The sequence below is a fragment of the Flavobacterium sp. CR10 genome, from assembly GCF_055814415.1.
On the sequence record NZ_CP185985.1, the window covers coordinates 1,072,631 to 1,098,468 of the forward strand.

General features: G+C 33.0%; 25 protein-coding genes. 6 read left to right on the top strand and 19 right to left on the bottom strand.

The annotated features are described in order from the left end of the window. The first annotated feature begins 13 nt into the window (after nucleotides 1-13). The gene (locus ACNRYB_RS04915) at nucleotides 14-1,267 is read left to right on the top strand and encodes a murein hydrolase activator EnvC family protein (protein ID WP_129745831.1); all 1,254 of its coding nucleotides are present in this window, start codon (nucleotides 14-16) and stop codon (nucleotides 1,265-1,267) included. A 44-nt stretch (nucleotides 1,268-1,311) separates the two neighbouring features. Here the strand turns inward: ACNRYB_RS04915 and ACNRYB_RS04920 are convergent, their stop codons facing one another. Continuing rightward, nucleotides 1,312-1,731, bottom strand: a complete 420-nt coding sequence (locus ACNRYB_RS04920) for a CBS domain-containing protein (protein WP_263523773.1) — start codon at nucleotides 1,729-1,731, stop codon at nucleotides 1,312-1,314. 228 nt (nucleotides 1,732-1,959) lie between these two features. On the opposite strand from ACNRYB_RS04920, the gene rbfA reads away from it, so the two are divergent. The 5 genes from rbfA (at nucleotide 1,960) to ACNRYB_RS04945 (ending at nucleotide 6,346) form a co-directional block, all read left to right on the top strand. Then, entirely contained in the window at nucleotides 1,960-2,352 is a 393-nt protein-coding gene (rbfA, locus tag ACNRYB_RS04925; protein WP_201999183.1) for a 30S ribosome-binding factor RbfA, read from the top strand. A 1-nt stretch (nucleotide 2,353) separates the two neighbouring features. Beyond that, a complete protein-coding gene (locus ACNRYB_RS04930) occupies nucleotides 2,354-3,553 on the top strand; it encodes an ABC transporter permease (protein ID WP_473729401.1) in 1,200 nt (399 codons plus the stop codon). A 172-nt stretch (nucleotides 3,554-3,725) separates the two neighbouring features. Next, nucleotides 3,726-5,153 carry an MATE family efflux transporter gene (locus ACNRYB_RS04935; RefSeq protein WP_473729402.1) on the top strand — a complete coding sequence of 476 codons (1,428 nt, stop codon included), beginning with the start codon at nucleotides 3,726-3,728 and terminating at the stop codon, nucleotides 5,151-5,153. A 97-nt stretch (nucleotides 5,154-5,250) separates the two neighbouring features. After that, a complete protein-coding gene (locus tag ACNRYB_RS04940) occupies nucleotides 5,251-6,111 on the top strand; it encodes a hypothetical protein (protein ID WP_473729403.1) in 861 nt (286 codons plus the stop codon). A 10-nt stretch (nucleotides 6,112-6,121) separates the two neighbouring features. Further along, nucleotides 6,122-6,346, top strand: coding sequence for a hypothetical protein (locus tag ACNRYB_RS04945; protein ID WP_473729404.1), 225 nt, complete (start codon nucleotides 6,122-6,124; stop codon nucleotides 6,344-6,346). 62 nt (nucleotides 6,347-6,408) lie between these two features. Here the strand turns inward: ACNRYB_RS04945 and dusB are convergent, their stop codons facing one another. From dusB to ACNRYB_RS05035, 18 genes are all read right to left on the bottom strand, one after another. Then, nucleotides 6,409-7,401 carry a tRNA dihydrouridine synthase DusB gene (gene dusB / locus ACNRYB_RS04950; protein WP_473729405.1) on the bottom strand — a complete coding sequence of 331 codons (993 nt, stop codon included), beginning with the start codon at nucleotides 7,399-7,401 and terminating at the stop codon, nucleotides 6,409-6,411. A 145-nt stretch (nucleotides 7,402-7,546) separates the two neighbouring features. After that, nucleotides 7,547-8,842, bottom strand: a complete 1,296-nt coding sequence (gene flxY, locus ACNRYB_RS04955) for a flexirubin biosynthesis putative acyl-CoA ligase FlxY (RefSeq protein WP_473729406.1) — start codon at nucleotides 8,840-8,842, stop codon at nucleotides 7,547-7,549. Next, nucleotides 8,839-10,503 carry a C45 family autoproteolytic acyltransferase/hydolase gene (locus ACNRYB_RS04960; RefSeq protein WP_473729407.1) on the bottom strand — a complete coding sequence of 555 codons (1,665 nt, stop codon included), beginning with the start codon at nucleotides 10,501-10,503 and terminating at the stop codon, nucleotides 8,839-8,841. The genes flxY and ACNRYB_RS04960 overlap by 4 nt, the downstream gene beginning before the upstream one ends. 7 nt (nucleotides 10,504-10,510) lie before the next feature. After that, a complete protein-coding gene (locus ACNRYB_RS04965) occupies nucleotides 10,511-12,028 on the bottom strand; it encodes a phytoene desaturase family protein (protein WP_129745838.1) in 1,518 nt (505 codons plus the stop codon). Continuing rightward, entirely contained in the window at nucleotides 12,028-15,702 is a 3,675-nt protein-coding gene (locus tag ACNRYB_RS04970; RefSeq protein WP_473729408.1) for a 1-acyl-sn-glycerol-3-phosphate acyltransferase, read from the bottom strand. The genes ACNRYB_RS04965 and ACNRYB_RS04970 overlap by 1 nt, the downstream gene beginning before the upstream one ends. Nucleotides 15,703-15,982: 280 nt before the next feature. Then, a complete protein-coding gene (locus tag ACNRYB_RS04975; RefSeq protein ID WP_473729409.1) occupies nucleotides 15,983-17,158 on the bottom strand; it encodes a DUF2062 domain-containing protein in 1,176 nt (391 codons plus the stop codon). Between the two features lie 16 nt (nucleotides 17,159-17,174). After that, on the bottom strand, nucleotides 17,175-17,660 hold the full coding sequence (locus ACNRYB_RS04980; protein ID WP_129745841.1) for a hypothetical protein: 486 nt from the start codon (nucleotides 17,658-17,660) through the stop codon (nucleotides 17,175-17,177). Nucleotides 17,661-17,662: 2 nt separating this feature from the next. Then, complete coding sequence (locus ACNRYB_RS04985; protein ID WP_473729410.1) at nucleotides 17,663-18,034, bottom strand: ApeI family dehydratase; 372 nt, start codon at nucleotides 18,032-18,034, stop codon at nucleotides 17,663-17,665. 3 nt (nucleotides 18,035-18,037) lie between these two features. Further along, nucleotides 18,038-18,628, bottom strand: coding sequence for a porin family protein (locus ACNRYB_RS04990; protein ID WP_473729411.1), 591 nt, complete (start codon nucleotides 18,626-18,628; stop codon nucleotides 18,038-18,040). Between the two features lie 37 nt (nucleotides 18,629-18,665). Beyond that, on the bottom strand, nucleotides 18,666-19,301 hold the full coding sequence (gene lolB2 / locus ACNRYB_RS04995; RefSeq protein ID WP_473729412.1) for a flexirubin biosynthesis protein LolB2: 636 nt from the start codon (nucleotides 19,299-19,301) through the stop codon (nucleotides 18,666-18,668). Further along, complete coding sequence (gene lolA2, locus ACNRYB_RS05000) at nucleotides 19,267-19,893, bottom strand: flexirubin biosynthesis/transport protein LolA2 (RefSeq protein ID WP_129745845.1); 627 nt, start codon at nucleotides 19,891-19,893, stop codon at nucleotides 19,267-19,269. The genes lolB2 and lolA2 overlap by 35 nt, the downstream gene beginning before the upstream one ends. A 60-nt stretch (nucleotides 19,894-19,953) precedes the next feature. Further along, complete coding sequence (locus ACNRYB_RS05005; protein WP_473729413.1) at nucleotides 19,954-20,670, bottom strand: polysaccharide deacetylase family protein; 717 nt, start codon at nucleotides 20,668-20,670, stop codon at nucleotides 19,954-19,956. A 56-nt stretch (nucleotides 20,671-20,726) separates the two neighbouring features. Beyond that, nucleotides 20,727-21,791, bottom strand: coding sequence for a beta-ketoacyl synthase N-terminal-like domain-containing protein (locus tag ACNRYB_RS05010; protein ID WP_473729414.1), 1,065 nt, complete (start codon nucleotides 21,789-21,791; stop codon nucleotides 20,727-20,729). Then, on the bottom strand, nucleotides 21,791-22,987 hold the full coding sequence (locus ACNRYB_RS05015; RefSeq protein ID WP_473729415.1) for a beta-ketoacyl-[acyl-carrier-protein] synthase family protein: 1,197 nt from the start codon (nucleotides 22,985-22,987) through the stop codon (nucleotides 21,791-21,793). The genes ACNRYB_RS05010 and ACNRYB_RS05015 overlap by 1 nt, the downstream gene beginning before the upstream one ends. A 143-nt stretch (nucleotides 22,988-23,130) precedes the next feature. Next, entirely contained in the window at nucleotides 23,131-23,388 is a 258-nt protein-coding gene (locus ACNRYB_RS05020; RefSeq protein ID WP_008465883.1) for a phosphopantetheine-binding protein, read from the bottom strand. 2 nt (nucleotides 23,389-23,390) lie between these two features. Then, nucleotides 23,391-24,008 (bottom strand): 3-oxoacyl-ACP synthase, encoded by a 618-nt coding sequence (locus ACNRYB_RS05025; protein ID WP_473729416.1) that lies wholly within the window; start codon nucleotides 24,006-24,008, stop codon nucleotides 23,391-23,393. Between the two features lie 41 nt (nucleotides 24,009-24,049). After that, a complete protein-coding gene (locus tag ACNRYB_RS05030) occupies nucleotides 24,050-24,517 on the bottom strand; it encodes a hypothetical protein (protein WP_473729417.1) in 468 nt (155 codons plus the stop codon). Nucleotides 24,518-24,606: 89 nt separating this feature from the next. After that, nucleotides 24,607-25,746 (bottom strand): beta-ketoacyl synthase N-terminal-like domain-containing protein, encoded by a 1,140-nt coding sequence (locus tag ACNRYB_RS05035; protein ID WP_473729418.1) that lies wholly within the window; start codon nucleotides 25,744-25,746, stop codon nucleotides 24,607-24,609. Nucleotides 25,747-25,838: the final 92 nt, after the last annotated feature.

The following is a 25,838-nucleotide window of genomic DNA, read 5'->3' on the forward strand; positions in this document are numbered from 1 at the left end:
TAAAAACAGAAACATGCCAAAATTTCTCCTAAGTCTAGTTTTAATTTGTGCCACTACATTTGTATGGGCGCAGGATTCTCAGCAAGAAAAACTGGAGCAGCGTAAAGCTCAAATTCAGCAGGAAATCAGAGATAACGAAAAGATGTTGCAATCTGTTCGAAAAAAAGAGAAATCTGCCGTAAACGAATATTTAATTCAGGCAAATAAAATCAAACTTAAAGAGAAATTAATCAATACAACGGCAAAACAAGAAAGGCTGATTAGTAATGATATGTACATTAATCAGGTTCAGGTAAATAAACTTAAAAAAGAACTAAAAGTTTTAAAAGAAGACTATGCTGAGATGATTTTAAAATCATACAAAAGCCGTTCTGAGCAAAGCCGAGCAATGTTCATTTTATCTTCTGAAAGTTTTTTGCAAGCTTATAAAAGAGCACAATATTTAAAGCAATATACTGCATTCAGAAAAAATCAAGGTCTTGAAATTCAATCAAAAACAGCTCAGTTAGTTGATTTTAATGCTAAATTGGATGGGCAGAGACAAGTAAAAAAGAAGATTATTGCTGAAAATCAAAAGGAGAAAGTTACTCTAGAAGCAGAGAAAAAAGAGCAGCAGAAATTGGTTAATGCCCTTAAAAAAGATAAAAATAAAATTGCTGCTGATATTCGATCAAAACAAAATGAAGCGAAGAGAATTGACAAACAGATTGACCGATTAATCCGTGAAGCGATTGCAGAAGCAAATAGAAAAGCGGCAGCCGAAAGAGCAAAAGCAAATCCAGGTTCTAGTGAAGCAAAAGCACCAGTTTCTTCTTCAAAAATCGCACTAACTCCAGAAGATAAAATTCTAGCAGCAGACTTTAAAGCAAACAGAGGAAGATTGCCTTGGCCAGTAGAAAAAGGATTTATTTCGCTTGGTTATGGAGATCAACCACACCCGCTACATCCTTCAATCACTGTTCATAATTCTGGAGTTGAGATTACTACAGAGGATGGAGCAAGCGCTAGAGCAGTATTTGCTGGAGAAGTTTCTAAAGTTATCGTATTGTCGCCAGTAAATAAAGCAGTTGTGATTCAGCATGGAGATTACTTTACGGTATATCAAAACTTAAGTTCGGTTTCGGTAAGTCAAGGAGATAAAGTGACAACTAAACAGACTATAGGAAGAGTTAGAACAAGTGGAGATACAGGAAAAACAATTATAAAATTCCTTATTCTACAAAATACATCAAACAATAATCCGGAAGGATGGCTGCAAAGCAGATAAAAAATTAAGGGAGCATTTAGCTCCCTTTTTTATTCAATTATAATTTAATCATATTGTTCTAGAAAATATCTTACAACATCAGTAGTTGTTACAATTCCTTTTAGTTCGCCTTTATCAACAACTGGAAGAGCATGAAAATCTTCTTTCACAAAAATTTCTGCTAAATCTCGAATGATAGTATCAGATGATACTGTTTTCGGTTTCGAAGTCATAACTTGAGAGATGGTTAGCATTTCTAGTATCGCTTCATCGGCATTTTGTTGACCTTCAAACAAAGCACCAAAAGTCAATCGGTTAATATCTGTTCGGCTGATTATTCCAATTACTTCCTTACCTTTTACAATTGGAATGTGACGGATTGTATTTGCTTTTAATTTTTCGACTACTGTTTTAAGATCATCTTTTTCGTTTGCAGTAACTACAGTTTTTGTCATAATGTGACTGATTGGTTCTCTTTTTTTCATAATATTTTGGCTTTTATTTTATATTAAAGGTGTAAAATATTTCAGACAATAAATATGATTTTTATCATCTTTAAATATTGAAATAGAGAGAATTAAAAAGGACGAATTAGCGTTATTTAGCAAAAGAAATGAAGTTATTTTGAAGAAAACGATATCAGAATATAAAAATCATTTCATTGTTCATTTGAAATTGTAGAGAGTAAAATTTAAAAGTAGTATTTTTGCAGTATGGAAACAAATAGACAGAAAAAAATAGGCGGTGTTCTTCAGAAAGATCTGGTTGACATTTTGCAAGGTGAAGTGAGAAAAAATGGAATTACAAACTTGGTAATTTCAGTATCCAAAGTAAGTGTAACTACAGATTTATCTATAGCGACAGTATATTTAAGCATTTTTCCGCAAGAAAAAGCCAAAGAAACTTTAGAAGCCATAAAAACAAATTCAAATTTAATCAAACATGATTTGTCACAGCGTGTACGTTTGCAATTACGTCGTGTTCCGAATTTGGTTTTCTTTATAGACGATTCTCTAGATTATATCGAGAAAATTGACAATGCACTTGCAGGAAAAGAAAACCCAATAGAAAATCGTGATCTTTTAGAAAAAAGAAGAAAATCATAATTTGAATTTCCCTTTATACATAGCCAAACGTTATATTTTTAGCAGCAGTAAAAATAATGCTATCAATATTATCAACCGTATTGCCAGCATGGGAATCATTGTTGGTACAATGGCTTTGTTTGTAGTTTTATCTGTTTTCAGTGGGTTAAAGGTTTTTAGTCTTTCGTTTACAAACGAAATCGATCCTGATTTAAAATTGACAAGCACTTATGGAAAATCATTTTTAATTACGCCCGATCAGGAAAATCAAATCAAAAAAATAGATGGTGTCGCTTCTTACACCAAAATTATAGAAGAACGTGTTTTGTTTTTGTTTAAAGACAAACAGCAAGTTACCTATTTAAAAGGTGTTGACAGCTTATATCCAGTTGTTAACGATATCAAGAAAAAACTTTTTAATGGTCAATGGCTAAAACCAGATAGTTTTCAAGTTGTAATTGGTTATGGTTTAGCTCAAAATTTCTCCATGGGAATTTTGGATTTTGAAAATCCGCTACAGATTTTTGCTCCAAAACCAGGAAAGGGCGGAATCGAAAATCCAGAAGAGGCTTTCAATAAAACTGATGTTTTGCCTGTTGGGATTTATTCCATCAGCGAAGATTTAGATTCAAAATACGTATTTGCAGATTTAGGTTTAGTGCAAGAATTGTTAATGTACAAGCACAATCAAATCTCGGGATTAGAATTTAAATTAAAAGAAAACGCAGATGAAAGCGCTGTAAAATCAAAACTTAATTCTATTTTTAAAAATAAGATCACTTTAAAAAATAGAGCCCAGTTAAACGAGTCTTTATACAAAATGCTCAATACTGAAAATATCGCGGTTTATCTCATATTTACCTTAGTAATCATTGTAGCACTTTTTAATTTGATTGGCGCCTTGATTATGATGATTTTAGAAAAGAAAGGAAATCTAAAAACACTTTTCAATTTAGGATCAGATATTGGTGATCTTCGAAAAATATTTTTGTTGCAAGGAACTTTATTAAGCGTATTTGGTGGCTTGATCGGACTTATTTTAGGTATTATTCTCGTGATATTACAGCAGAAATTTGAACTTATCATGATTACGCCAACTCTGGCTTACCCAGTTGTTTTTACAGTAGAAAATGTTCTTATTGTTATGACAACAATTATCTCTTTAGGGTTTGTTGCTTCGCTAATTGCAAGCAGTCGCGTAAGTAAAAAATTACTAGATTAATTTCTTCTTTAAAAATATTACTTATATTTACCGCCTTGAAAATCTACAGCATATGATTGTTTCTGCCTAATCCTATTTTATTTTTTAGAATAATTAGGATACTTACATTTTACTTTTTTAGTTCAGATTCAAGATACATCTGGACCAATTTTATCATTTATCCTAAAATATCATGACAGAAACATCTATAAAGGAAAGTTTTATTTCCAAAATTTTTACCACAATTAAACAGGCTTTAAAAGGCGACGAATCTTTTGACTATACTTCTGGGAGTATTAAAAAAGCAGTAATTCTATTGGCCATTCCAATGGTTTTAGAAATGATGATGGAATCGGTTTTTGCTTTGGTCGATTTATATTTTGTTGGACATTTGGAACACAGCAGTTTTGCTATTCAGACGGTTGGTTTAACCGAATCGGTGTTGACAGTAATTTATTCTCTCGCCATAGGAATGAGTATGGCGGCAACAGCAGTTGTAGCGAGGCGTATTGGAGAAAAAGATCCTGTTGCAGCAGCAAAAGCTGGAATGCAAGCCATTATTATAGCATTTGCAATTAATAGTGTATTAAGTATTTTCGGAATTATATACGCAAAAGAGATTTTGATTCTGATGGGTTCTTCTGTAGAATCTGCCGAACATGGTTTCCGATTTACGCAAATTATGATTGGTTCGAGCTTGTGTATTATGCTTTTGTTCTTGATAAACGGAATTTTTCGTGGAGCGGGAAATGCAGCAATTGCAATGAAAAGTCTTTGGATTGCCAATATTTGCAATATCATTTTATGTCCGATTTTAATTAATGGTTTCGGGCCAGTTCCAGCTTTCGGATTAATTGGAGCAGCTCTAGCAACTACTATTGGAAGAAGTATTGGGGTCTTGTATCAAGTTTATCATTTATTTTTTGGAAATGGAGTTTTAAAAATCAAAATACCATATTTCGCTCCAGATTTTACTCAAATAAATGCTTTAGTAAAAATTGCAGCTCCTGGAATTCTACAATTTGTAATTGCTTCTTGCAGCTGGATTTTCTTAGCGCAGTTAGTGGCAACAACTGGTGGAGACCACGGTTCTGCGGGATATCAGACTGCTTTGAGAATTATGATGTTTTTCATACTTCCCGCTTGGGGATTAAGTAATGCAGCAGCCACTTTGGTTGGACAAAACTTAGGAGCCAAACAAATCGAACGTGCAGAAAAATCGGTTTATACAACAGCCAGATATAATGTAATTTTCATGGCTTCAATCATGATTATTACTTTGGTTTTCGGGCAATATATTATTTCGTTTTTCACGAATGATCAGCAGGTAAAAACCATTGCGATTGAAGCGTTGCAGATCATGAGCATCGGATTTATTTTCTACGGAATTGGGATGGTTTTGATCAACACTTTCAATGGAGCAGGAGATACCTGGACACCAACTGGAATTAACTTCTTTGGTTTTTGGCTGTTTCAAATTCCGCTTGCTTTCGTTTTAGCGAAGCATTTCAATATGGGACCAACAGGAGTTTTTATAGCTATTCCAGTTGCAGAAACTGCGATTACTTTAGCAGGGATATTTTTCTATAAAAGAGGAAAGTGGAAACGAGTTCAAGTGTAATAAAACGAAAAAAGGCCTTCTAATTGGAAGGTCTTTTTTTATAGATTAGGATTGTTAAAAAGTAAGAAAAATAATCTATTTTTGTAAAAAACTGCTAATGAAAAGACATACTTACAATGACTCGATAAATGCGTATGAAATCGATCCCCGGTATTTGGAAGAAGGTATTGATGTAGCGGAGAAAAAAACGTATGATTCAATCCGTATAAAAGGTTTTGTTGATGACTGCGATTTTAAATGCGATTTAGATTTATCGCCTTTAAAAAATAAGACTTTTATTAAAAAGCTATCAATTGATAATTCTTTTAAACTTCAAAGTGTTAGAAATATTGAGGCCGTTTATTCTTTAAAGGAATTGTGTGATCTCACATTAGCTTTGCCGGTAGATATTGATTTTGCAGAATTAAACCAATTAGAAAAATTATACCTTAATAATGAAAGTTATAAAAATTTAAATTCTCTGATAAATTTAAAAGAGCTTTATTTTTCTAGATATTTTAAGGAAAATTGTTTTGACTTGGCTCATTTAGAAGAATTAACTTTTTTAAGATTAGATAATTCAAAGAATCTGGTTTCACTTAATGGCATTGAAAACCTGAAAAAATTAAAAAGATGTTGGTTAATGAATAATTCTAATTTATTGAATGCAGACTGTTTAGCAAAATTAGATAACTTGGAATGGTTAGCCTTGGAAGGAAGTAAAAAATTAATTGATTATTCTTTTTTGAATAATAATAAAAGTATAAAAGAATTATTAATTTCAGATTTAGATTCACTAGATTTTGTGAGAAGTATGAAGAAGGTAGAAAAAATTAATTTTTGGAATTGTAAGAGTGGCGATTTAGTACCATTATTAGAATGTCCAACTTTAAAAGAGATTTCCTTTCATCCTCAGAAAAAACATTACTCTCATAAGAAAGATGAGATAAACAACATTTTATCTGAAAGAAATAAATAGTTTGAGATTTATGAAAGAATCAATTCAAAATAAGATTAATAAAATTCAGGAAATTGCTTTAGCTTCTGCTTCGGAAAAAAACCTTGTTGATGAAAGAGATGTTACAGAAGTAAATTATAGTGATAATTTGACTAAATCCATTCGAAATAAAAAAGAAGCTGAATTATTCTTTTCAGAATTAAACTCAGTAATTGAGCTTGCTAAAAGAAATTCTGGAAAAAATATTATAGAATAATTTTAGACAAAAATATATTAAATAAAAAAGCCTTCAATTTCTGAAGGCTTTTCTTTTACTTTTTAAACAAACTCATATCCAGCATAAACTTCTTCGATTTCTTTCATAATCGCGAATAAATCTTCAGGAGCATCTGTGGTAACTAGTTTTTGTTTGAATTCTTTAAACGAATGAATTCCTTTAAAATAGTTCGTGTAATGACGTCTCATTTCAACAATTCCTAAGCGCTCGCCTTTCCATTCCATTGACCATTTTAAATGATTTCTTGCAGCTTCAACACGATCGATAACTGTTGGAGCAGGCAAGTGCTCACCCGTTTTGAAATAATGCTTGATTTCGTTAAAAATCCACGGATAACCAATTGCAGCACGACCAATCATGATTCCGTCAATTCCGTATTCGTTTTTATATTTTAATGCTTTTTCAGGACTGTCGATATCTCCGTTTCCGAAAATTGGCATTGTAATTCTTGGATTGTTTTTTACACGCGCAATATGCGACCAGTCAGAATGACCTTTATACATTTGCGCACGAGTTCTAGCGTGAATTGTTAAAGCTTGAACACCAATATCCTGAAGTCTTTCAGCAACTTCGTCAATATTGATTGAGTTTTCATCCCAACCCAAACGTGTTTTTACCGTAACTGGCAAATCAGTTCCTTTGATAACCGCTTTTGTTAAACGAACCATCAAATCGACATCTTTTAAAACTCCTGCTCCTGCACCACGGCAAACCACTTTTTTCACAGGACACCCAAAATTGATATCTACTAAATCTGGTTTTACAGTAGAAACGATTTTAGACGACATTTCCATCGCTTCTTCATCACCTCCAAAAATCTGAATCCCAACAGGACGTTCGTAATCAAAAATATCCAGCTTCATGCGGCTTTTTATAGCGTCACGAATTAATCCTTCCGATGAAATAAATTCAGAATACATCATGTCAGCTCCATGCGTTTTGCATAATCTGCGAAACGGCGGATCGCTAACATCTTCCATCGGTGCTAGTAGTAAAGGAAATTCGGGTAGTTCTATGTTGCCAATCTTGACCATCTTCGTAATTTTTTGCAAAATTACAACTTTTAGTTCAATTAAAAAGATTCTAAGTTTCTAAGATGCTAAGGTTCTGAGTTTTTTATCCTTATTTAATATTAAAAAAGAAAAACTTAGAACCTTAGAATCTCAGTATCTTAGCAACTTAGAACGAAGTTCTGTAGTCAAAAAATCGAATTGGTTTTCGGCTCATTGGATTAAAAACCAATGGATTCAAAATTTCCTTTGAAGCAAATTCTATTTTAGGTGTAACTCTTAATTTGGCTCTAAAATGATCTTTTATTTCCTGTAAAAATTCTGGGGTTTGATTTTTAGCTGCAATCTTAATTAGAATTTCATCAGTACCTAAATCATTGGTTGAAATTTCGATCAAGTGATTTTCGATATTATCAAAACTGCTCAAAACATCGTTCATTGCTGGCGGATAAAGTGTTGTTCCTTTATATTTAATCATTTGTTTTTTGCGTCCGACAACTGGGCCAACACGTAAAGTATTTCTTCCGCAAGCGCAAGGCTCGTCATGAAACTGAACCATATCGCCTGTTTTGAAACGCAGTAAAGGCATCGCCTCAATTCCTAAAGTAGTAAAAGTAAGTTCTCCAGTTTCTCCATTTTTTACAGGCTGATTATTTTCGTCTAAAACTTCTACAATGATCAATTCTGGATGATGATGTCCGCCTTTTCCGTGTTCGCATTCTGTAAAAGCAGTACTCATTTCAGTAGAGGCATAAGTCGAAAACAACTTAATATTCCATTTATCTGTAATTTTTTTGGATAAAATATTCATCGAGAAATCCTGTTCTCTCAAAGATTCTCCAATACAAATTGCCCCTTTTATGCTCGAATTATTATAATCGATTCCGTGCATTTCGGCGTATTCAATTAATTTCAAAAGGAAAGAAGGAACCGTAATCAAATAACTCGGATTGTATTTTAAAATCGAATCCCATTGCATTTCAGGAATTCCCGCTCCAACCCGAATTACGCCCACTTTCAGTTTTCGAAGTCCGAGAAAATAGGCAAGACCAGCCATAAATTTTCTATCGATTGTCGTCATCAATTGAACAACATCGCCTTCTGCAATTCCTGCACAGGCAAACGAAATGGCTTCGTTGTAGGCTAAACGATCCAAGTCAGAATCGGTTAGACCAAAAGTTACAGGATCTCCTAAAGTTCCTGATGTCGAAGCGTAATCGATAATTTTATGCTGTGGGACACACAAAAAATCATCATTGTATTGCTGTAAATCTTCTTTGGTTGTAACAGGCAAATGCTGTAAATCTTCCAGCGTTTTTACTTTCAAAATATCAATATTCTGTCCTGCAAAAAGTCTTTTATAAAAAGGAGAATTCTCGCTGATATAAGCTAAAAGTTCGGCTAATTTTTTTTCTTGAAAAATTTTAATCTCTTCTAAAGAATCTTTTTCTATTGCTGGAATCATTGTAATTTTCTTTTGACTTTTTTTAAATATTTTTCAATCTCTTCTTTTTGAGGAGCCGTGGTGATTTCGTGACTTAAAGCTTTTTCAAAATTAAGCTTTGCCTGAAGAAATTCCTTTTTTTGGTAAAAGTACAATCCTACCTTATAATATACAACCCAATAATCGGGGTTTAATGCTTGATAATTTTGGAGAAATTCTGCAGAAACAGTTTCTTTCTTTTTCAAGATAGAGTCTATTTTGTGATCTTCCATTTTGAATTTTTTAAAATTCTGAAAGGCAACTGTTTCTAAAAAAGGATCTTTGGCAATGTTTAGATTTTCCTTTTGAAAAGATTTTGTTGCATTTCTGTTTTCACCAAAAATTTCATTTAAATCATAACATATAAACTCGCCCAATTGATACGGATTTGCCGAAACCCAAACCAATCTTTCTTTTGGTTTAAATATAATTCCGTGATGCGCCAGCAGTTGGTTCAAGGCTTTTTCGTTTCCATATCCTAAAAAAATATCTTTTAAACCTTCTTTGTTTCGAAGAATTTCCGAAGCAATTTCAGGATTTACTTTTGAATTTTCAGATAGCAATTCCTGCATTCTTTCGTAACGGTATTCAGAATGGCTGTTGGCAATTTGTTCCAGATTTCTTTTATCTTCTTTGAAAGCTTCACCTTGAAAATGATTGGAACAAATTAATTGATCACTGTTTGGAACATCATAAACGTCCATTTTATTTGGCGAAACTTCAATCAAAATCGCTTTGTTGTCATTGGCACTTCCGACCATAATTGATTCAGAGACAAATACTTTTCTTTTTTTTGCGATTGCAACAGCCTCATCTAAATTTTTAGCATGCTGTAAAATTTCACGAGTCAAGATTGAAATCGGAGTTTTTGCGCTAAGCGGGATTTTAGATTTTGAAGCATTTATCGTTACAGTCAATCCTTTATAATTCATTCCAGAAACGGCACCAATCATTCCAGGCCAAGTTACCATCATAAAAGGATAACCTTCTTCTGGTTTTATAAAGGCAGCTATTTTATTTTCCGCGAAAGCGTCATTGACATAAAAATCAAAATTTCGAGCCAAAATTAAATTCCCATCTTCCGATTTTTCGTTCCAAGCCGCAAAAGAAGAACAGCCAACCAAAGCAAGATCTTGTAAAGCGTGCCCAATATCGTGCGCGGCATGCAGATATAAACTGCGCTGATATTGCGGTGCGATATTATCAAAGTCATTTGAAGTGTATTGCGAAACGCCATAAATTTCCGTTTGATATTCGTCAGGAACATTCAAATACAATTTTCGATTGTACCATTTCAAGAACTGACGAAGCAGTTTTTGCTGAAATTTTGACGGAATTAAATCGGTAATTTTAGAGAAAAAAATACGCTGCTGTTTGTGCAAAAGCGAATCGGTCAGAGCGCCAGTCGAAAGTCCAATTTCTAGCGGATCGCCTTCTACATATAATTCCCAAAGGCCTTGTTTATTTTTTACAAGCGAATTTTTTCCAGTAATAAAAATACTGTCAGATAATTTGTTTACAACAGGTTTTGTATTGTTTAAACCCGTAAGATCGGGAGTGTGTTTTTTTGATTTTGAAGTACCGCAGGAAGTCAGCAAACTTAAAAAACCGACGAAGAAAATATATAAGATTCGGTTTTTCATAAATAATTTATTCAGATGCTTTTTTAATTTTTTCCAGCAGATATTCTTTTCCTACAATTTCAGAGCAAGTTATGACCGCTCCAACCGTAACACCCAAGACACCGTGCATATTAATACTTTGGCCTGTAAGATAAAGATTTTCTATCTTAGTTTTGTTAGGAATCAAAGTTTTCATTGGATTATTGGAATCTTTAACATATCCGTACATATTTCCGCCGTCTCCGCCAATATAATCGCGATAGGAAAGCGGGGTAGAAGTATAAACGGATTGGATGCAATCTCTAATTCCGGGAAATTTTTTTTCGATTTCTTTTAAAAGCTTTTCGGCTTTTTCAGCTTTGAAATCTTCGTAACTTTTGCCGCGATCATTTTCTTCAAAAGTGGTATTAAAAGTATCTTCCCAAGTTTTGACATCTTCATATTTCATATAAGTCAAAACCGTTATTCCATCTGCCCATTCCTCATCTTTTTTTGACGGATTCATTGAAGCCATAAAAGTTTTTGGCCATGAGTTTTCGTCATATTCGTGCGCGGTCCAAACATCATTTGCACTTTTAAAATGGTAATAATTATGATTGATGTATTTAAAAGTTTTGGGTTTAAAAACAATGTATAAACTGAAAGCAGAAAGTACGTTTTCGAGATTTTGAATTCTATTGAAAAATGGTTTTCTGAAGTTTTCCTGACCAGCCATTTTCAAAGTCGTTTTCGGCTCGATATTCGAAATAAAAAACGTTCCCGAAACCTCAGTTCCGTCTTTTATTTTTACGGAATTCACCTTTTGGTTTTCAACTTCAATTTTTATGACTTCTTTATGTTTGAAGAATTCGCCTCCATATTTTTTTAATTGTTTAAGAAGCTGTTTTGTAATTTGGCTTCCGCCATTTATGCATCGCCAAGAACTTTCAATGTATGAATTGGCAATAAGTGCATGTACATAAAAAGGTGATTTTTCAGCTATTCCAGCATACAGAAAATTAGATCCAGATAAAACCGCTTTCAGTTTTTCATTTTTAGTAAAAGAATCGATAGTTTCTTTCGCGTTAAGCGCTAAAATCTCATCATCGTATTTTCCCTGAGATTCCAGATTGTAAAGCGGAAATGTTTTGCAAACTGCTTTTATTTTCTGGCAATACTTTTCTAAATTCTCTTTTTCTTCAGGAAAAAATTGAGTGAGTTTTTCAATGAAATTCTCGAAACCTTGAGCGTGTGGATATTCGGTTTTATCGTCATCAAAAGAAATTATATCAAAACCATTTTCATCCATTTTTTTCAGATTCAAATGATCCATTATTCCGATATATTTGAAATATTGGTGAAGATTCTGGCCTTCGCCTAAACCTCCGATATAATGAATTCCGGTATCAAATATGGTTTTATCTCTTACGAAAGTCTGAAGATTTCCGCCGTATTGATTGTTTTTTTCGAGTACACAAACGCTGTAGCCTTCTTTTGCAAGAATAACAGCAGAAACCAGTCCGCCTAAACCGCTGCCAATTATAACTACATCGTACTGTTTTTTCATTATTTTTTCTTTAAAACAACTAAGGCATTTTCTTTAGAAACCACTTCAAAATCTTCAAATTGATTTCTTAAACGAGAACAATTCACTAAAATTACAGAAGTAACGTTCGAAATTACTTTCTCGATTTCATCTTCTTGACTTTCATCAGAAACCAAAAGAACATCATAATGATTTTCAAGTGCCGATTCTAAATTCTCGAGATATAATATTTTTCTTTTTGTAACGATATAATTCGTTTTGGCAACCAGTAATTTTTCTTCATCATTTATAAAAGAAAATATCTTTCGCTGTGGTTCTTGCAAAGCCAACAAAACATCCAATTGCCCGTAATCGTTTCCTAAATGTAGGATTTTCGCTTTTGGCTGAATGTGTTTATTTAGGTTGTAATAAACTTCCAGATTCTGTTTCAAATCTTTTTTCACGCTATTTCCAATTTCGATTTCTTTATAATCGTAACTGTTAATGTGCATTGTTTTAAAATAATCTGGACCTTCAAGTTCTTGTCTTATTTTGCGGTATTCAGATTTAAAGAAAGTACTGATTTGCTTAGTTCTTTCGGCATAATTGGCTCCAAAAGAAAGATTTTCTGGTGTAATTCTTTCTAAGATGGTAACCGTCAATTTTCCGTGATGAATGACAAAATCACCTTTTGGAATTAATTCTGACGCGCCATGAATTACAATAGGAATAATATCCAAATTAAATTCTTCAGCAAGGAAAAATGCACCTTTGTGGAATCTTTTTACAACATTGTTTTCTGATCTTGTTCCTTCCGGAAAAACCATCAAAGAATATCCTTCGTTGACTTTTTTACGCAAATGTTCCACTCCGCCTTCAAGACCTTCAGAAACAGGATAAAATCCCGCTTTTCTCACAACACCGCCAAAAATAGGAGAGTTGTAAACCCAATCGCTCACCAAGAAAATGATTTTTGGACTTAGCATTCCGATCGCTAAAATGTCCAGAAACGAAGAATGATTGGCAATAATTACGGCTGGTTTTTCGAAAGTTTCATTGAAATTATTAACGACTTTTTTGCGTATGAACGGATTGGAATACAATACCGATTTCATGAATTTTGAAACCACATATCGAAAAACTTTCATTTTTGATTTTTTGCTGAAAGGCAAAATCGGCATAATCGTAAAACTGAAAATAGACATTACGATTCCGCCCAAACCATAATAAGCAAATGAAATTACGCCATGAATAAATGTTCGCAATTGAAACGGCGGATTTCCTTTTTTCGGACGATTTGATAAAAACAGCTTAAATAAAATCGGATAGAAAATAAATGTAATGATCAGCGCGGCAAAAACCCCAATTAATGAAACCAGTGAAATGGAAGTAAGCGCAGGATGTTTGGCAAAAATCATTGCACCAATTCCTAAGATTGTCGTGATAACTGCCAGAATAATTGAGGTTCTGTAAATGGCAATTTCGTTGACTCCATTGGTATATTCTTTTTGCAACGCACTAGTCATGAAAATACTAAAATCGACTCCGTGACCAAAAATTAAGGTGCAGACAATCATACTGAAAATGTTCATCTGAATGCCAAAAATGCCCATAATTCCAGCCGTCACAATTCCCGTCAACGCAATTGGAATACAGCTAATGATTACCAATTCGATTCTTCGGAAAAAGAAAAACAGAATTAAGATTACAGCAACAAAAGAATAATTTACAAGCGAATTAAAATCGGTTTTTAAAGTGCTGAAAAACGTTTCGTTCATCTGCTGACGATCGATTGCAATTACGTTTTCTTTTGCTGAAGCTGATTTTACAAAAGCATCTCGCTGTTCTGGAGCAACTTTTACTAAAGTTGAAACGGTGTAAAAACCATTTTTCTCTGTAATAAATTCTTGTAACTGAAGTGCTTTTATTTTTAAAAATTCTTCCGCCGAGACAGGTTTGAAATCAAAATCTAAATGATCAAAAAACAGATTGTATGTTGTGGGCTTAAAACCAAGTTTTGAACCTTCAGCAATTAATTCTGATTGGATGAATTGTTTTTTCTGTGAAGTCCAGAATGAATTCCATTTTTCAATTTTTTGTAATTGTTCCTTTTGTGAAAGCACAATGCCGCCAACAGAACTGAAATTCAAAATTTTATCTTGATTTTTTTCCTTTGATAAATCGGCAAAAAGTTTGCTATTGTGTTGTAAAGCTTCTTCCATTGTTTTTCCGTAAGAAGCGACATAAATTGTTTTGGAAGTTAAACTGGTGCTTTCTTCCAACTGTTTTTCGGCAGCTTTAATTTCTTTCGGAATAAAATTCAGCTGAGATAAATCGTTATTAAAACCAACATCATTATAAGTAAAACAGCAAATTATGGTAATGATAACGCAAAGCCCAATTAAGATTTTGTTGTTATGAAAAGAAAAATGAGCCATTTTATCAATCACATTTTTCTTGTGTTCAGCCGGATTTTCTGTTGGCTTGTATAAATGAGGAACAATCAAAAGTGAGAAAACGCCCGTTGCCATAACAATAACCGCAGCGAAAATTCCGAGATCATTTAAAGCATCCGATTTTACAAAAAGCAAACATAAAAAAGCAACCGCAGTTGTAGAACTGCTCATAATTACGGGCATTGTAATGTCTTTGTACAATGTTTTTACGTCGCTGTTGTGTTTGTAATGTGTGAGAATATGTATAGAATAATCGATTGTAATTCCGAGTAAAATAGAACCAATTCCTAATGAAATTGCTGAGATTTGTTCTCTAACGAAATATAAAAACGCAACGGCAAACAAACCGCCAAAAACGGTCGGCAAAAATATAATCAGCGGAATTAAGACTTTTCTATAAAATAAAATCAGAATCAGCATTAAAGTAAACATCGCGATCGATGTTGTCAAAATAATATCTCCCTTAATCTGATTGGCATTGGCAACAGCAATTAAAGCAGAACCAAAATAACTAATAGAGGTTTTGCCTTTAAATTTTGCATTTAAGTTTTCTTGAATCGATTTAAGCTTTTCAGCAAAAATGCTATTTTTTTCTGTCTCGCTTGATGGAATATTCGAAGTGATAAAAAGCAGTAATTTCTTTTTATCCTTAGTCATTACAAAACCATTTTCGAGTGTAAAATCGTCTCCAATATTTAATTGCTGTAATTTTTTTAAAGCAATAAAAGAAATCCCAAACGGATCTTGCAGAATAAAATCTTTGGTAATAAATCCAGACGGAGAAATAATCGATTTGTAATTTCCTTGAACAGTCGCTGCGATACTATCTTTTTGAAGCTTCTTTTCGATAGCTGCATAATCTTTATCATCTAGAAAAAGAGGCAAATTATTGTAAACAAAATCAATAGTTTCCTGAATGTTTTCTTCGTCTATTTTTCCTTGAATTCCACTTATGTAAGGTTTACAGGATTTAGAAACACTGTCAGAAAATATAGTTGCCATTTCTTTCAAATCCTCGGCAGAACCATTTTTATCTAAGCTGAAAATTACGGTAGTTTTATCGGCAAAGTTTAGCTGTTTTAAAACTTTGGCGGTAACGTCGGTTTTATCGTTGGTTGGAATAAGTTTGGTAATGTCTTCTTCAAATTTTAATCTTGAAGCGAAAAATCCAAAAACTAAAAGCATCAAAACAGCCAACAGCACCGAAAGAGATTTTCTTCGGTTTACAAATAAATGAATGGCGTAGAAGTATTGATGCATGGTTATTTATTATTTTTTTTTGCCACAGATTAAAAGGATTAAAAAGATTCTAATCTGCGTCGGTTTGCCACGAATTTCACGAATTTTCACGAATTCTTAATTTGAAAAAGGGCATAAATTTATTTTGTTTTTTTGCTGCCAATTAAAAGGGTTAGTCTTAGTCTGTCACCCTGAGCGAAGTCGAAGGGCATTCCAATTGGACGTTGGCTTCGACTTCGCTCAGCCTGACAAAGTAGATGTAAAAATCATTTTAATCCTTTTAATCTGTGGCAAACTTAACTTAAATTTTCGGTTTGTTTTTAGAACTAAAAGCCGTTAAAAGCAAATAACTTATAAAGCCAACTGATAGTGCTGAAACGGTTGCTAAAATAAGACTTCCTACGATATATTGTGTAGCATTTTTTTGAATATCGTCAAGAGTTATTGAACTGTCCAAAACCAGTGGCGTTTCGCTGCTGACAAAAACACTCCCAACTTGAAGCGAAGCATAAATAATAAACGGTATAAAAGGCGGAAAACTTACGTTTGAAGTGAGATAAGCAATGACTTTGTTTAGTCTGAACAAAGCTGCAAACGTAAAAAGCAATACGGTCTGAAATCCCCAAAAAGGAGAAAGTCCGATAAAAATACCAAGCGCAATTGCAGCTGATTTTTTAAAATTAGAATCGTTGCTTTCTAAAATATCTTCTAGAAAGAATTTTTTAAAACCTTTTTTTTTTGCTCTTCTAAAAAAGTCTCTTGGTTTTATATACAGCAAGGCATTGGTTACCAAAACCGTATTTAAAATGCTAATTCGGGTAAAATCTTGAAACGGACGAAAATGCGAAACTCTTTCAGCAGGATCATACAAAACCTGAATCGGAATGTTTTTTACCACAATTCCTTTCCATGCTGCACGCACAATAACTTCGATTTCAAATTCAAATTTATTAGTGAAAAAACGTTTTGGAAACAATCGAAGCGGATATAATCTAAATCCGGACTGTGTATCGTCTAGCTTGATTCCAGTTTCAAACTTGAACCAAAAGTTGGAAAACTTGTTTCCGAAACTGCTTTTCTTCGGAACATTTTCCTGTGTCATATTTCGGCTTCCAATCAAGAGAGCGTTTGGCTCGTCTTGTATTGCTTTCAAGAAAACAGGAATATCAGCGGCAAAATGCTGTCCGTCAGAATCGATTGTAATGGCATATTCAAAACCCAGTTCCAACGCTTTTCTAAATCCATTTCTTAGCGCTCGTCCTTTTCCTAAATTTTTAGGATGATGAATTTGAGTCACTTGCGAATACGATTTTAAAATTTCGCTAGTAGAATCAGTTGAACCGTCATTGACAATAATAATATTTGTGGTGAAATCTAAAATAGAATCCAGTACTTTTTTCAGCGTTTTTTGGTTATTGTACGTAGGCACAATAACGCAAAAGTGAATCGAACTAAGTAATTCCTGCTGTGATTTCATGTGGTATTTATTGAGCTTACTTTACAAATTGCTTCTCTTTTTCAGAGAAACTTTCAGATTGTAAAACAAAGTCTTTAAGATAATCTTTCAAAGCGGCACCTTGTGATGCATAATACGTTGTGATGAATTTTTTATCTTCTTTGATATTTTTCTTATAACCCGTAATAGCAGGAACATCTTGCTGAACGCTTAATCGGATCATTCGCATTTCAATATTGCTTGGATCACTTTTTATCGTTGCTTCAAGCAATTTTGCACCTTCTTTAAAACGGTCCATTTTTTGCCTTAATTTCTTTTCAAATTTAGAATCTACTAAAATTGAAGCTGCTTTGTAAGCCACTAAAATTTTATCATCGTTATTTGAAACTCCAGAAAGTTTTGCGACAAAATCTTTGGCATTGCTTTCTGATTTTGCTACATCAGCATACATTTTGCGGATAGAAGCCAAATCTGGCGTTCCAGCAAAACTAACCCATAAAAGTAATGTCAGTAACAGTTTCATAATTATATTTTTTTGTACACATTACTCAATTTAAGAGCAGTTGTGTCGTTAAAGTAAGTCGTGTTTTTCACTTTTACCAAACCTTCTTCAGTCGTTGTAATATCCAGTTCCAAACGTAATTCTGGTGTAACCTCAGGATTAATCAGTGCCATGAATTTTACATTTGCCAAAGACTGAATCATCAATGAACTTTTTGTAATAGATTCTGTAAGTTCCTTGATAATCTGAATCATGCAAACACCAGGCATAATAGGATTTCCAGGGAAATGCCCTTTAAAAACCTCATGATTTTCATTGACTAAAATTGTAATTGTATATTTCGAATCAGATACTTTTTCTTCTGATAGTATTTTATAAAAATCTTCTAAAATCATTATTTATTTTGTTTTAAAAGTATAACGAATTCCAATTTGAAAAACCTGATTTAAAATTACATCATCATAATAATAGTCATTGTGAACACCTTCATATCCATAAATATCAACTAATCCTTGTTTTAATCTAGCTTCAAAAGTCAATCCGTTTGGCAATGTGTATCCAATACCTCCAACAAATGCAAGATCAAAATCTTCAGGATCAGTGTTGATGTAATTATCACCAACTTTTAAATCTAAAGAAGGTCCTGCCAAAACATGAAAACCTCCACCACCAAAGTTAAATTTTGCAACAGCTCCAAACGTTATATAATTTAGTTCATAATTTATATTACGGTAACTGCCATTATCAAAATATTCTCTTCCTTCATCACCTTGTCTAGAATATGTTATCTCTGGTTGTAACGAGAAAAATTTATTGAATTTAATATCTACCAATCCACCAACATAAAAATCGGTTTTAGAACTATTATCGTCTATATTCGTTAATGTTGACACATTCAAACCTCCTCTAAGTCCAGGACTAACTTTTACCTGCGCTTCTGCTTGGATTCCGATTAATATAATAAATGCAAGTACAACAAATTTTTTCATTTCTAATTGATTTAAAGTTTAGGGTTAGATTAAGCTTTTATTCTGATTTGAAATAGTTCAGCTCAATTTTCAATTTAATATTCTGGTGAATTATCTGAATCTTCTCAGCAAAAATATTGTTTTCTGAACTGAAAAGCAGTGTAAATTTTTCTTTTGTTTTTGACGAATGAACGATCTTTTCTAATTTCTGATCTTTTTTGGAGATAAAAATATAATTATCGCGTTTACCATCTGCCGATTTATAAATGTCATCTGATTCGTTTTCAAATTGTTCCTGAATTTGATATTCTTTCTTTAAAAGCAGTCTAAAATCTTCTTTTAAAGTATTGATCAATATTTTTCGATCCAATTCTGAAACAATAGAATTGACTTTAAAATCGGTTTCTGAAATTTCAAAATCCATCAATTTGTTTCCGAATTCGGTTGTAAAAACAATTCGGTGTGTAGTGTCGTTTATTTTCTTGGCAATAAAAATTCCAGACAATTCATTTCCGTATACAGTTATGTTTGTTTTATAAACATAATCGGTTTTTGAATCTGTGAAATACGGAACGGTATAAGACGTTTTGTCTAATTTTTTAGGCGTATAATTTTTTGTGACCGAGCCGCAAGAAATTAAAACAATTGCCAGAAAGCAATTAATTAGTAAAAACTGAATCGTCGATTTTTGCATTGATCACTTTATTTTTAAGTACAATTCGAGTATAATCTTCAGATGATTCTAACAATTTTACTTGAACAACGGTTGCTTCTTCTTTGTCAAAAGTCAGTTCGATTTGTTTGATGTATTTTTTTAGCGTCGCATCTTTCGGAATAAACTTTGCCAGATTCTGACCTTTCAATTTAAAATACGAAATCGTAAATTCTTTATCATCAAACATATTTCCGCTTACGCTTCCCACAATTAATTTATTGATTCGAGCGAAGATTTTACTGTTTCCAATATCAACTGCGCTTTTCTTTCCTTCGTCGTTAATCAGGATTTTTCCGTTTTTGAAAGTAATGCTGTAATTGTACGGTTTCTTATATTGCCATTGAAGTAAAGCAGGCTCTTTAAAAACCATTTTTCCTGAAGTTTCAATGTCTTTTGATAAAAAATCTAAATGCTTGTACTGAACAAAATCGGTAGTTAAAGTTTTGATTTTTTTAGCCACAACATTTACATCTTGCTTAAAAGACGCAATTTCAGCATCGGTCATTTTTTGTTCCTGAGCGAACAAATTGCCTGAAATAAATAAAATTAGTATAGCTATCTGAGTTTTCATATTTTAATAAAATCCGTTTTTATCCGCATCTTCGCGCAAGCGAATCTGTTTTATCCGCGTTCAATTTTCATAAGCTTTAAGATTCAAAAGTTCTTCAATAGAAACGACTTGATAATTATTTTTTTGTAAAAATTGCAAAAACTGTTCCAAGACTAAAACAGAATGTTTTCCCGTATCATGCAAAAGTACAATTCCGCCGGGACAAATATGTTTAATTAACCGATTGAAAATTAATTCCTGATCTTTTGTTCCTCCGTCAAGAGAACGGATATTCCAGCCAATTGTTTTATGTCCGGTTACTTTTAAAGCTCTTCTGATGGAAGGAGTTGTAACTCCATAAGGCGGACGAAAAAAGTTTATTTTTCTAGAAGTGAATTTTTCTAGAAGCGTGTCTGTTTTCTGAATTTCTTCGGTTATTTTTTTAGCATTATAAAAATCAAAAAATTTAGAATGAGAATAGGAATGATTTCCAATTAAGTGCCCTTCATCAATCACTTTTTGGAGAATTTCAGGATGCGTTTCGATGTTTTTCCCAATACAGAAAAAGGTTGCTTTGGCGTTGTATTTTTTCAGAAGTTCTAAAACTTCCAAAGTATAAATGCTCGGACCGTCATCAAAAGTTAAGGCGATTTTTTTTTCTGTTTCTAAAGGATTACTGCAAAATGCTTTTACATGATAATTAGAAGAAATTCTAGCAGAACCAAAAGCATTTATTCCAATCCAAACTAGAATTATAACAACAAACCACAGAAAATGAATTGCGTTATACAGATTCAAAAGAAACAATAAAAGCAATAAAAAGATAAAAAACAGTGATATGTTTTTGTGCGTTATCATTTTGACAGCAGCGTAAAACTATGGTTTTTTCCGTTTAATTGATTGTATAATAAAATCTTTTTGTAGTCTGATTTTTCGACAGCATTTACTTTTGTAATTTCAGGGATTTCCTGATTTTTCAATATTTTAGAAGCCATCCAAAAAGCAAAAGCCGAAGCTGTATCATATTCGCCACTCAAGTGTTTGTAATACAAAACAGGAGTTTGAGCAAACGAATTTTCGGCAAGATTTCTGTAATAATTCTCAAAATCGACATTTCCGTCAAAACCTAAAATAAGTGCATCAACGTCTGAAATTTCCAAATTATTTGATTTTAAGAAAGAAACAGCAGCTGCTTCAACCTCATTTTCTTCCAAAGTATTTATAATAGAAACGTCTAGAAGTTCGGCATAAGTGTTTTCTTTTCTTTCGTTTTCTAAAACAAAAAAACTAGCGCCTTCGCCATAAACAGCTCCACTTGTTGTAGAATTTAAAACATCATAAGGAGCCGAATTGTCTTTTTTAATACGTCCGTTTAATTTGAAAAGGGCAGTAGTATAATCTCCATTTTCATCAACACCGCCCACTAAAATTGAATTGGCTTCATCTTCTTCAATCTGCATTTTAGCATCAATCAATGCCGATTCAAAAGAAACCGCACCATTCACGTAAGTAAAATTATAACCTTTACATTGCTGTAAAAGAGCAATCTGCGCTCCAACTGTGTTGTGGGTTGATTGAATAAAAGAAGTTGGAGTCAAAAACTCTTCATTATTATCTAAAATGCTTTTTAGGAATTTTTCAGAATCTTCAATACATCCTAAACCAGTTCCTGTAATAATCGCATCAACGCTTTCAACATTCGCATCTTTCATAGCCAAAGCCGAAGCTACGATTCCGTTTTTTACACCTTTTGCCATGCGTCGGCTGGCTGCTGGCGAAATATAATCTTTGTACGCTGGCGGAACAATTGCCAGTACATTTTCGTCGTGATTAACACTGGCCTCTTCCAAAAAAACAGTATCAAATGTTTTTTGAGTCGAAATACAGCCTACTCCATTTATATATGTTTTTTTTGTCATTAGCTTTTTGAAAATATAAGAGTTGAACAGTTTCCTCCAAAACCAAAAGAGTTGGATAAAACGTGATCAATGTTTTTATTTTTTAATGAGGTTTGCGGTTTCAAATCAAATTCTTCCATCGGAGTTTCAAAATTTAAGTTTGGATAAACCACATTATTTTGAATAGCCAAAACGCTATAAACGGCTTCAATCGCAGCAGCAGCCGCTAAAGTATGTCCTGTAAAAGGTTTTGTAGAACTAAAATCTGGAACTTTTTCGTTTTCATAAATTCGAAGCAAAGCTCTTCCCTCAGACAAATCGTTGTTCGGAGTTGCGGTTCCGTGCACGTTGATGTAATCAATTTCAGATGGTTTTAGGCCAGAAACTTCAAATGCTTTTTTCATCGCCAAATAAGCGCCGTCTCCATTTTCTGAAGAAGCGGTTTGGTGAAAAGCGTCGTTGGCATTTCCGTAACCCGAAACTCTTGCCAGCACTTTTTTGTTTTGCTTTTCAACAATTTCATCCGATTCTAAAACCAAAAATGCAGCAGCTTCTCCAAGATTTAATCCTTTTCTGGTGTTGTCAAAAGGTTTGTTGTAATCGTCAGATAAAATCATCAGAGTCTTGAACCCGTTGATGGTAAATTTTGCTAAAGCATCGGCTCCGCCAACAATTACGCGATCTAATTTTCCCGTTTTGATCAATCTTGCACCCAACATAATCGAATTGGCAGCAGACGAACAAGCCGTACTGATGGTTGTTACCATTCCTTTTAAACCTAATTCTTCAGCAATTTTTTCGGCAACATCGCCGCCATCGTGGCAAGTGATATATTTAACCAATTCTGGTTTTTCGAAATAATCATAATAATGTCTTTCCGTCATGTCCATTCCGCCCACGCTTGTAGCCGAAATAAGTCCCGTCCTAAATTCATTTATATCGGTAATTCCAGCATTTTCAACAGCTTGTTTTGCTGCCAAAGTGCCAATCATAGCGGTTCTGGAAAAATTATTATCCTCATTTAATTTCAGTTCATCGATAAGATCTTCATTGGTTTTTTTGATTTCACCAACTTTGATAACATCTGCGTGAACAGTCGAAATATTTTGAATACGAGAAATGCCGATTTTGTTTTCGGTCAGTGAAATATAATTTTCCTCAACCGAATTACCAATCGCAGAGATAATTCCCATTCCCGTTATTGCAACACCTTTCATCTAATTTTAGATTTATGATTTTAGATTTTAGATTCTCAGAACTTTGTCAAAGTTTCAAACTTTGACAAAGTTGACAGATTTTTAAACATTTAAAATTTTAGATTCAGGATGGAATCTAAAATCTAAAGTCTAAAATCTGAAATCTATTTTGTTCTATTTGCGCTAATATAAGCCGCCATAGTTTCGATAGATTGGAAAATAGCTTTTCCTTCTTTCGGGTCAACCAATTTAATTCCGTAATCTTTATCTAAAATCACGATCAATTCAAGTGCATCAATCGAGTCTAAACCTAAACCATCTCCAAACAAAGGATCGTTATCAGCAATATCTTCTACTGCGATATCTTCAAGGTTTAAAGTAGTTATGATTTTATTTTTTAATTCTTCTTTTAATGCTTCCATGATTATTTATTGTATAATGTATTGATAGTCTCGTTTGTATATTTTGCATTTTCTTCTGTATTAATTGTACATAAAAAAGCTTTATAATTGTCGTTAAAATATTCTACCCAACCGCACAAAACCACATCTGCTTTATTTGTATTCAGAAGAATATTCGAATAATTCGACATAAATTCGGTGTTAAAGGTGTCAAATATAAAGAAAGAATTTTCACTTTTCAGCTGATGACGGATACTTATTTCGCCCAAACAAATATTTGGCAGCGTATAAACAAAGACCGCCGGACTCGGATAATAGTTTTTTTTGTCTGAAATAGATTCCTGATATTTTACATCGGTATCCAAACTCGACGATTTATTGGCCAAAACCAAAGCAATATTATTTTCTTTCTCTGTTGAGGTAATCGGGCTCAAAAGCAATTCTGATCCTAAAAAAGCCAGTTTGCTCAAAGCATCCATTTTGAAAAACTTTGGATATTGCATTTCAAAATTACGATACGCTTGTTTCGAGAAATCAGCAAAATCGGTTGGTTCAATTTTAAATACAGAAGTTCCGTTCAAAACAATTTCGTTGTTTTGGATTTTGATGTAGGATTGTATGTAGGTTTTGTTTTGAGTCATTTGTAATTAATTAGTATAAAATTTATACTGAATTAGTGATTTTAGATGTTCTTCATTTTTTCATTAATTATATCATTTAATGGTTTAATGAAATAATCCTCATTTTCCTTTTCATCTTTTATGTTGTAAAGATTTTTTATTTTCTCTTTCATCTGTATAAAGAATTCTAAAGAGATTTTTTCAAAGTTAATCAGATTGAAGGTGGCAAATAAATTTTCATATAAATAGCGTAACTTTTCTTTATCATTAATTTTTAAAAAAATACAACAATAGAGATAATCTTGATCTATGTATTTATTATCACCAAATATGATTTCATCAGCTAATGGATATATCGTTTTTTCATCCCAATTAAAAATTTCCTTGGAAAATCTTTCACTATCAGTTTCACTTAAAGCGTTGATAACATCTCTGATTTCAGGACGAACAATATATTCCCAATGACCAACTTCTCTTTTATTAAGATTTCGCTCAATATATTTTTTTAGGTATGTAATATCATCGTCCATAATTTCATGAATTTTAAATATATTGAACTTGTAAGATTTATTGACAAGTTGGATTTTTCAACTGTTCGGAATTTCCGAACAGTTGAAATTTATTTCATTTTCTCAAAAATCACAGCCGTATTACAACCTCCAAAACCAGAAGCCGTTTTCAGGAAATATTCAATATTCTTTTCTCCGTTTTTTTCAATCACATTAATATTTTCACTAACCCCAATTTCATCAAAACCTTTGGATTCAAAAAGCTTGCTTTGATTCGCAGATTCAATTGCAATAACCGTTTCTAATAATCCCGAAGCGCCAAGTGTATGACCGTAAAATCCTTTTAAACTATTTACGGGGACATTTTGTAAGTCTAAACGAGTTAGAGCAATCGCTTCCATTTCGTCATTATAAGGCGTTGCGGTTCCGTGTGCTGAAATATAATCTAATTTGTTTGCTTCAATTTGAGCTTCTTTCAAAGCATTCTGAATACTTCTAAACAAACCTTCACCTGTTCTTGACGGACCCGAAATATGATTCGCATCGTTTATCGAACTGTCGCCAATTACTTTTATTTTAGCGTTTTTCGCTTCTGCCGAAACTAAAACAGCTGCAGTTGCTTCGCCTAAACTTACGCCGGTTCTGTTTTTAGAATAGGGTTTGCAAGGCAGTTCGCTCATCGCTTGGAAAGCATTAAAACCTGACAAAACAAATTCAGAAACTTCGTCGCCAGCCACCACAAAAATAGTATCGTAAAGTTCAGATTGAATCATTCTTTTGGCAACAGAAATGGCTAAAATTCCAGAAACGCAGGCATTCGAAACTACAATTGGCTGAGTTTGGAATCCGAAGAAATCGGCAACGTTTTTAGCCAAAACATCTAAATGTGCGTTGTTAAAACTTTCCTCAGAATCATTTGCTAAAGCGATTACATTTCCTTTTGTGGTAGAAAGTATAAAAGCAGTTTTTGAATTTAATTCTACGTTTGAGTTTTTGATAATTGGTTCCAAAGCCAAAATCATCATTTTCTCTAAACGGGAATATTTTGTTTCAGTACTAATTTTTGAAAAAGCAGTGTTTATTTTTTCATCAGAAATAATCGAAGCATAAAACGGATTCGGCATCAAAGAAACATCGTTATGAAGCTGAATTCCAGAATCGCCACGAAGAATAGCGCTGATATTAGATTCAACATCAAAACCTAAAGGGGTGATGCAATTTGTTTCTGTGATGTATATTTCTCTTAACATTTTATGATTCTGATTTTCTTCTGCAAGGTCTCTAAAATCTTGTAGGTATGTTTTTTATTTTAAGCGTTTTCTAAAAAAAGGGTTTCACGCAG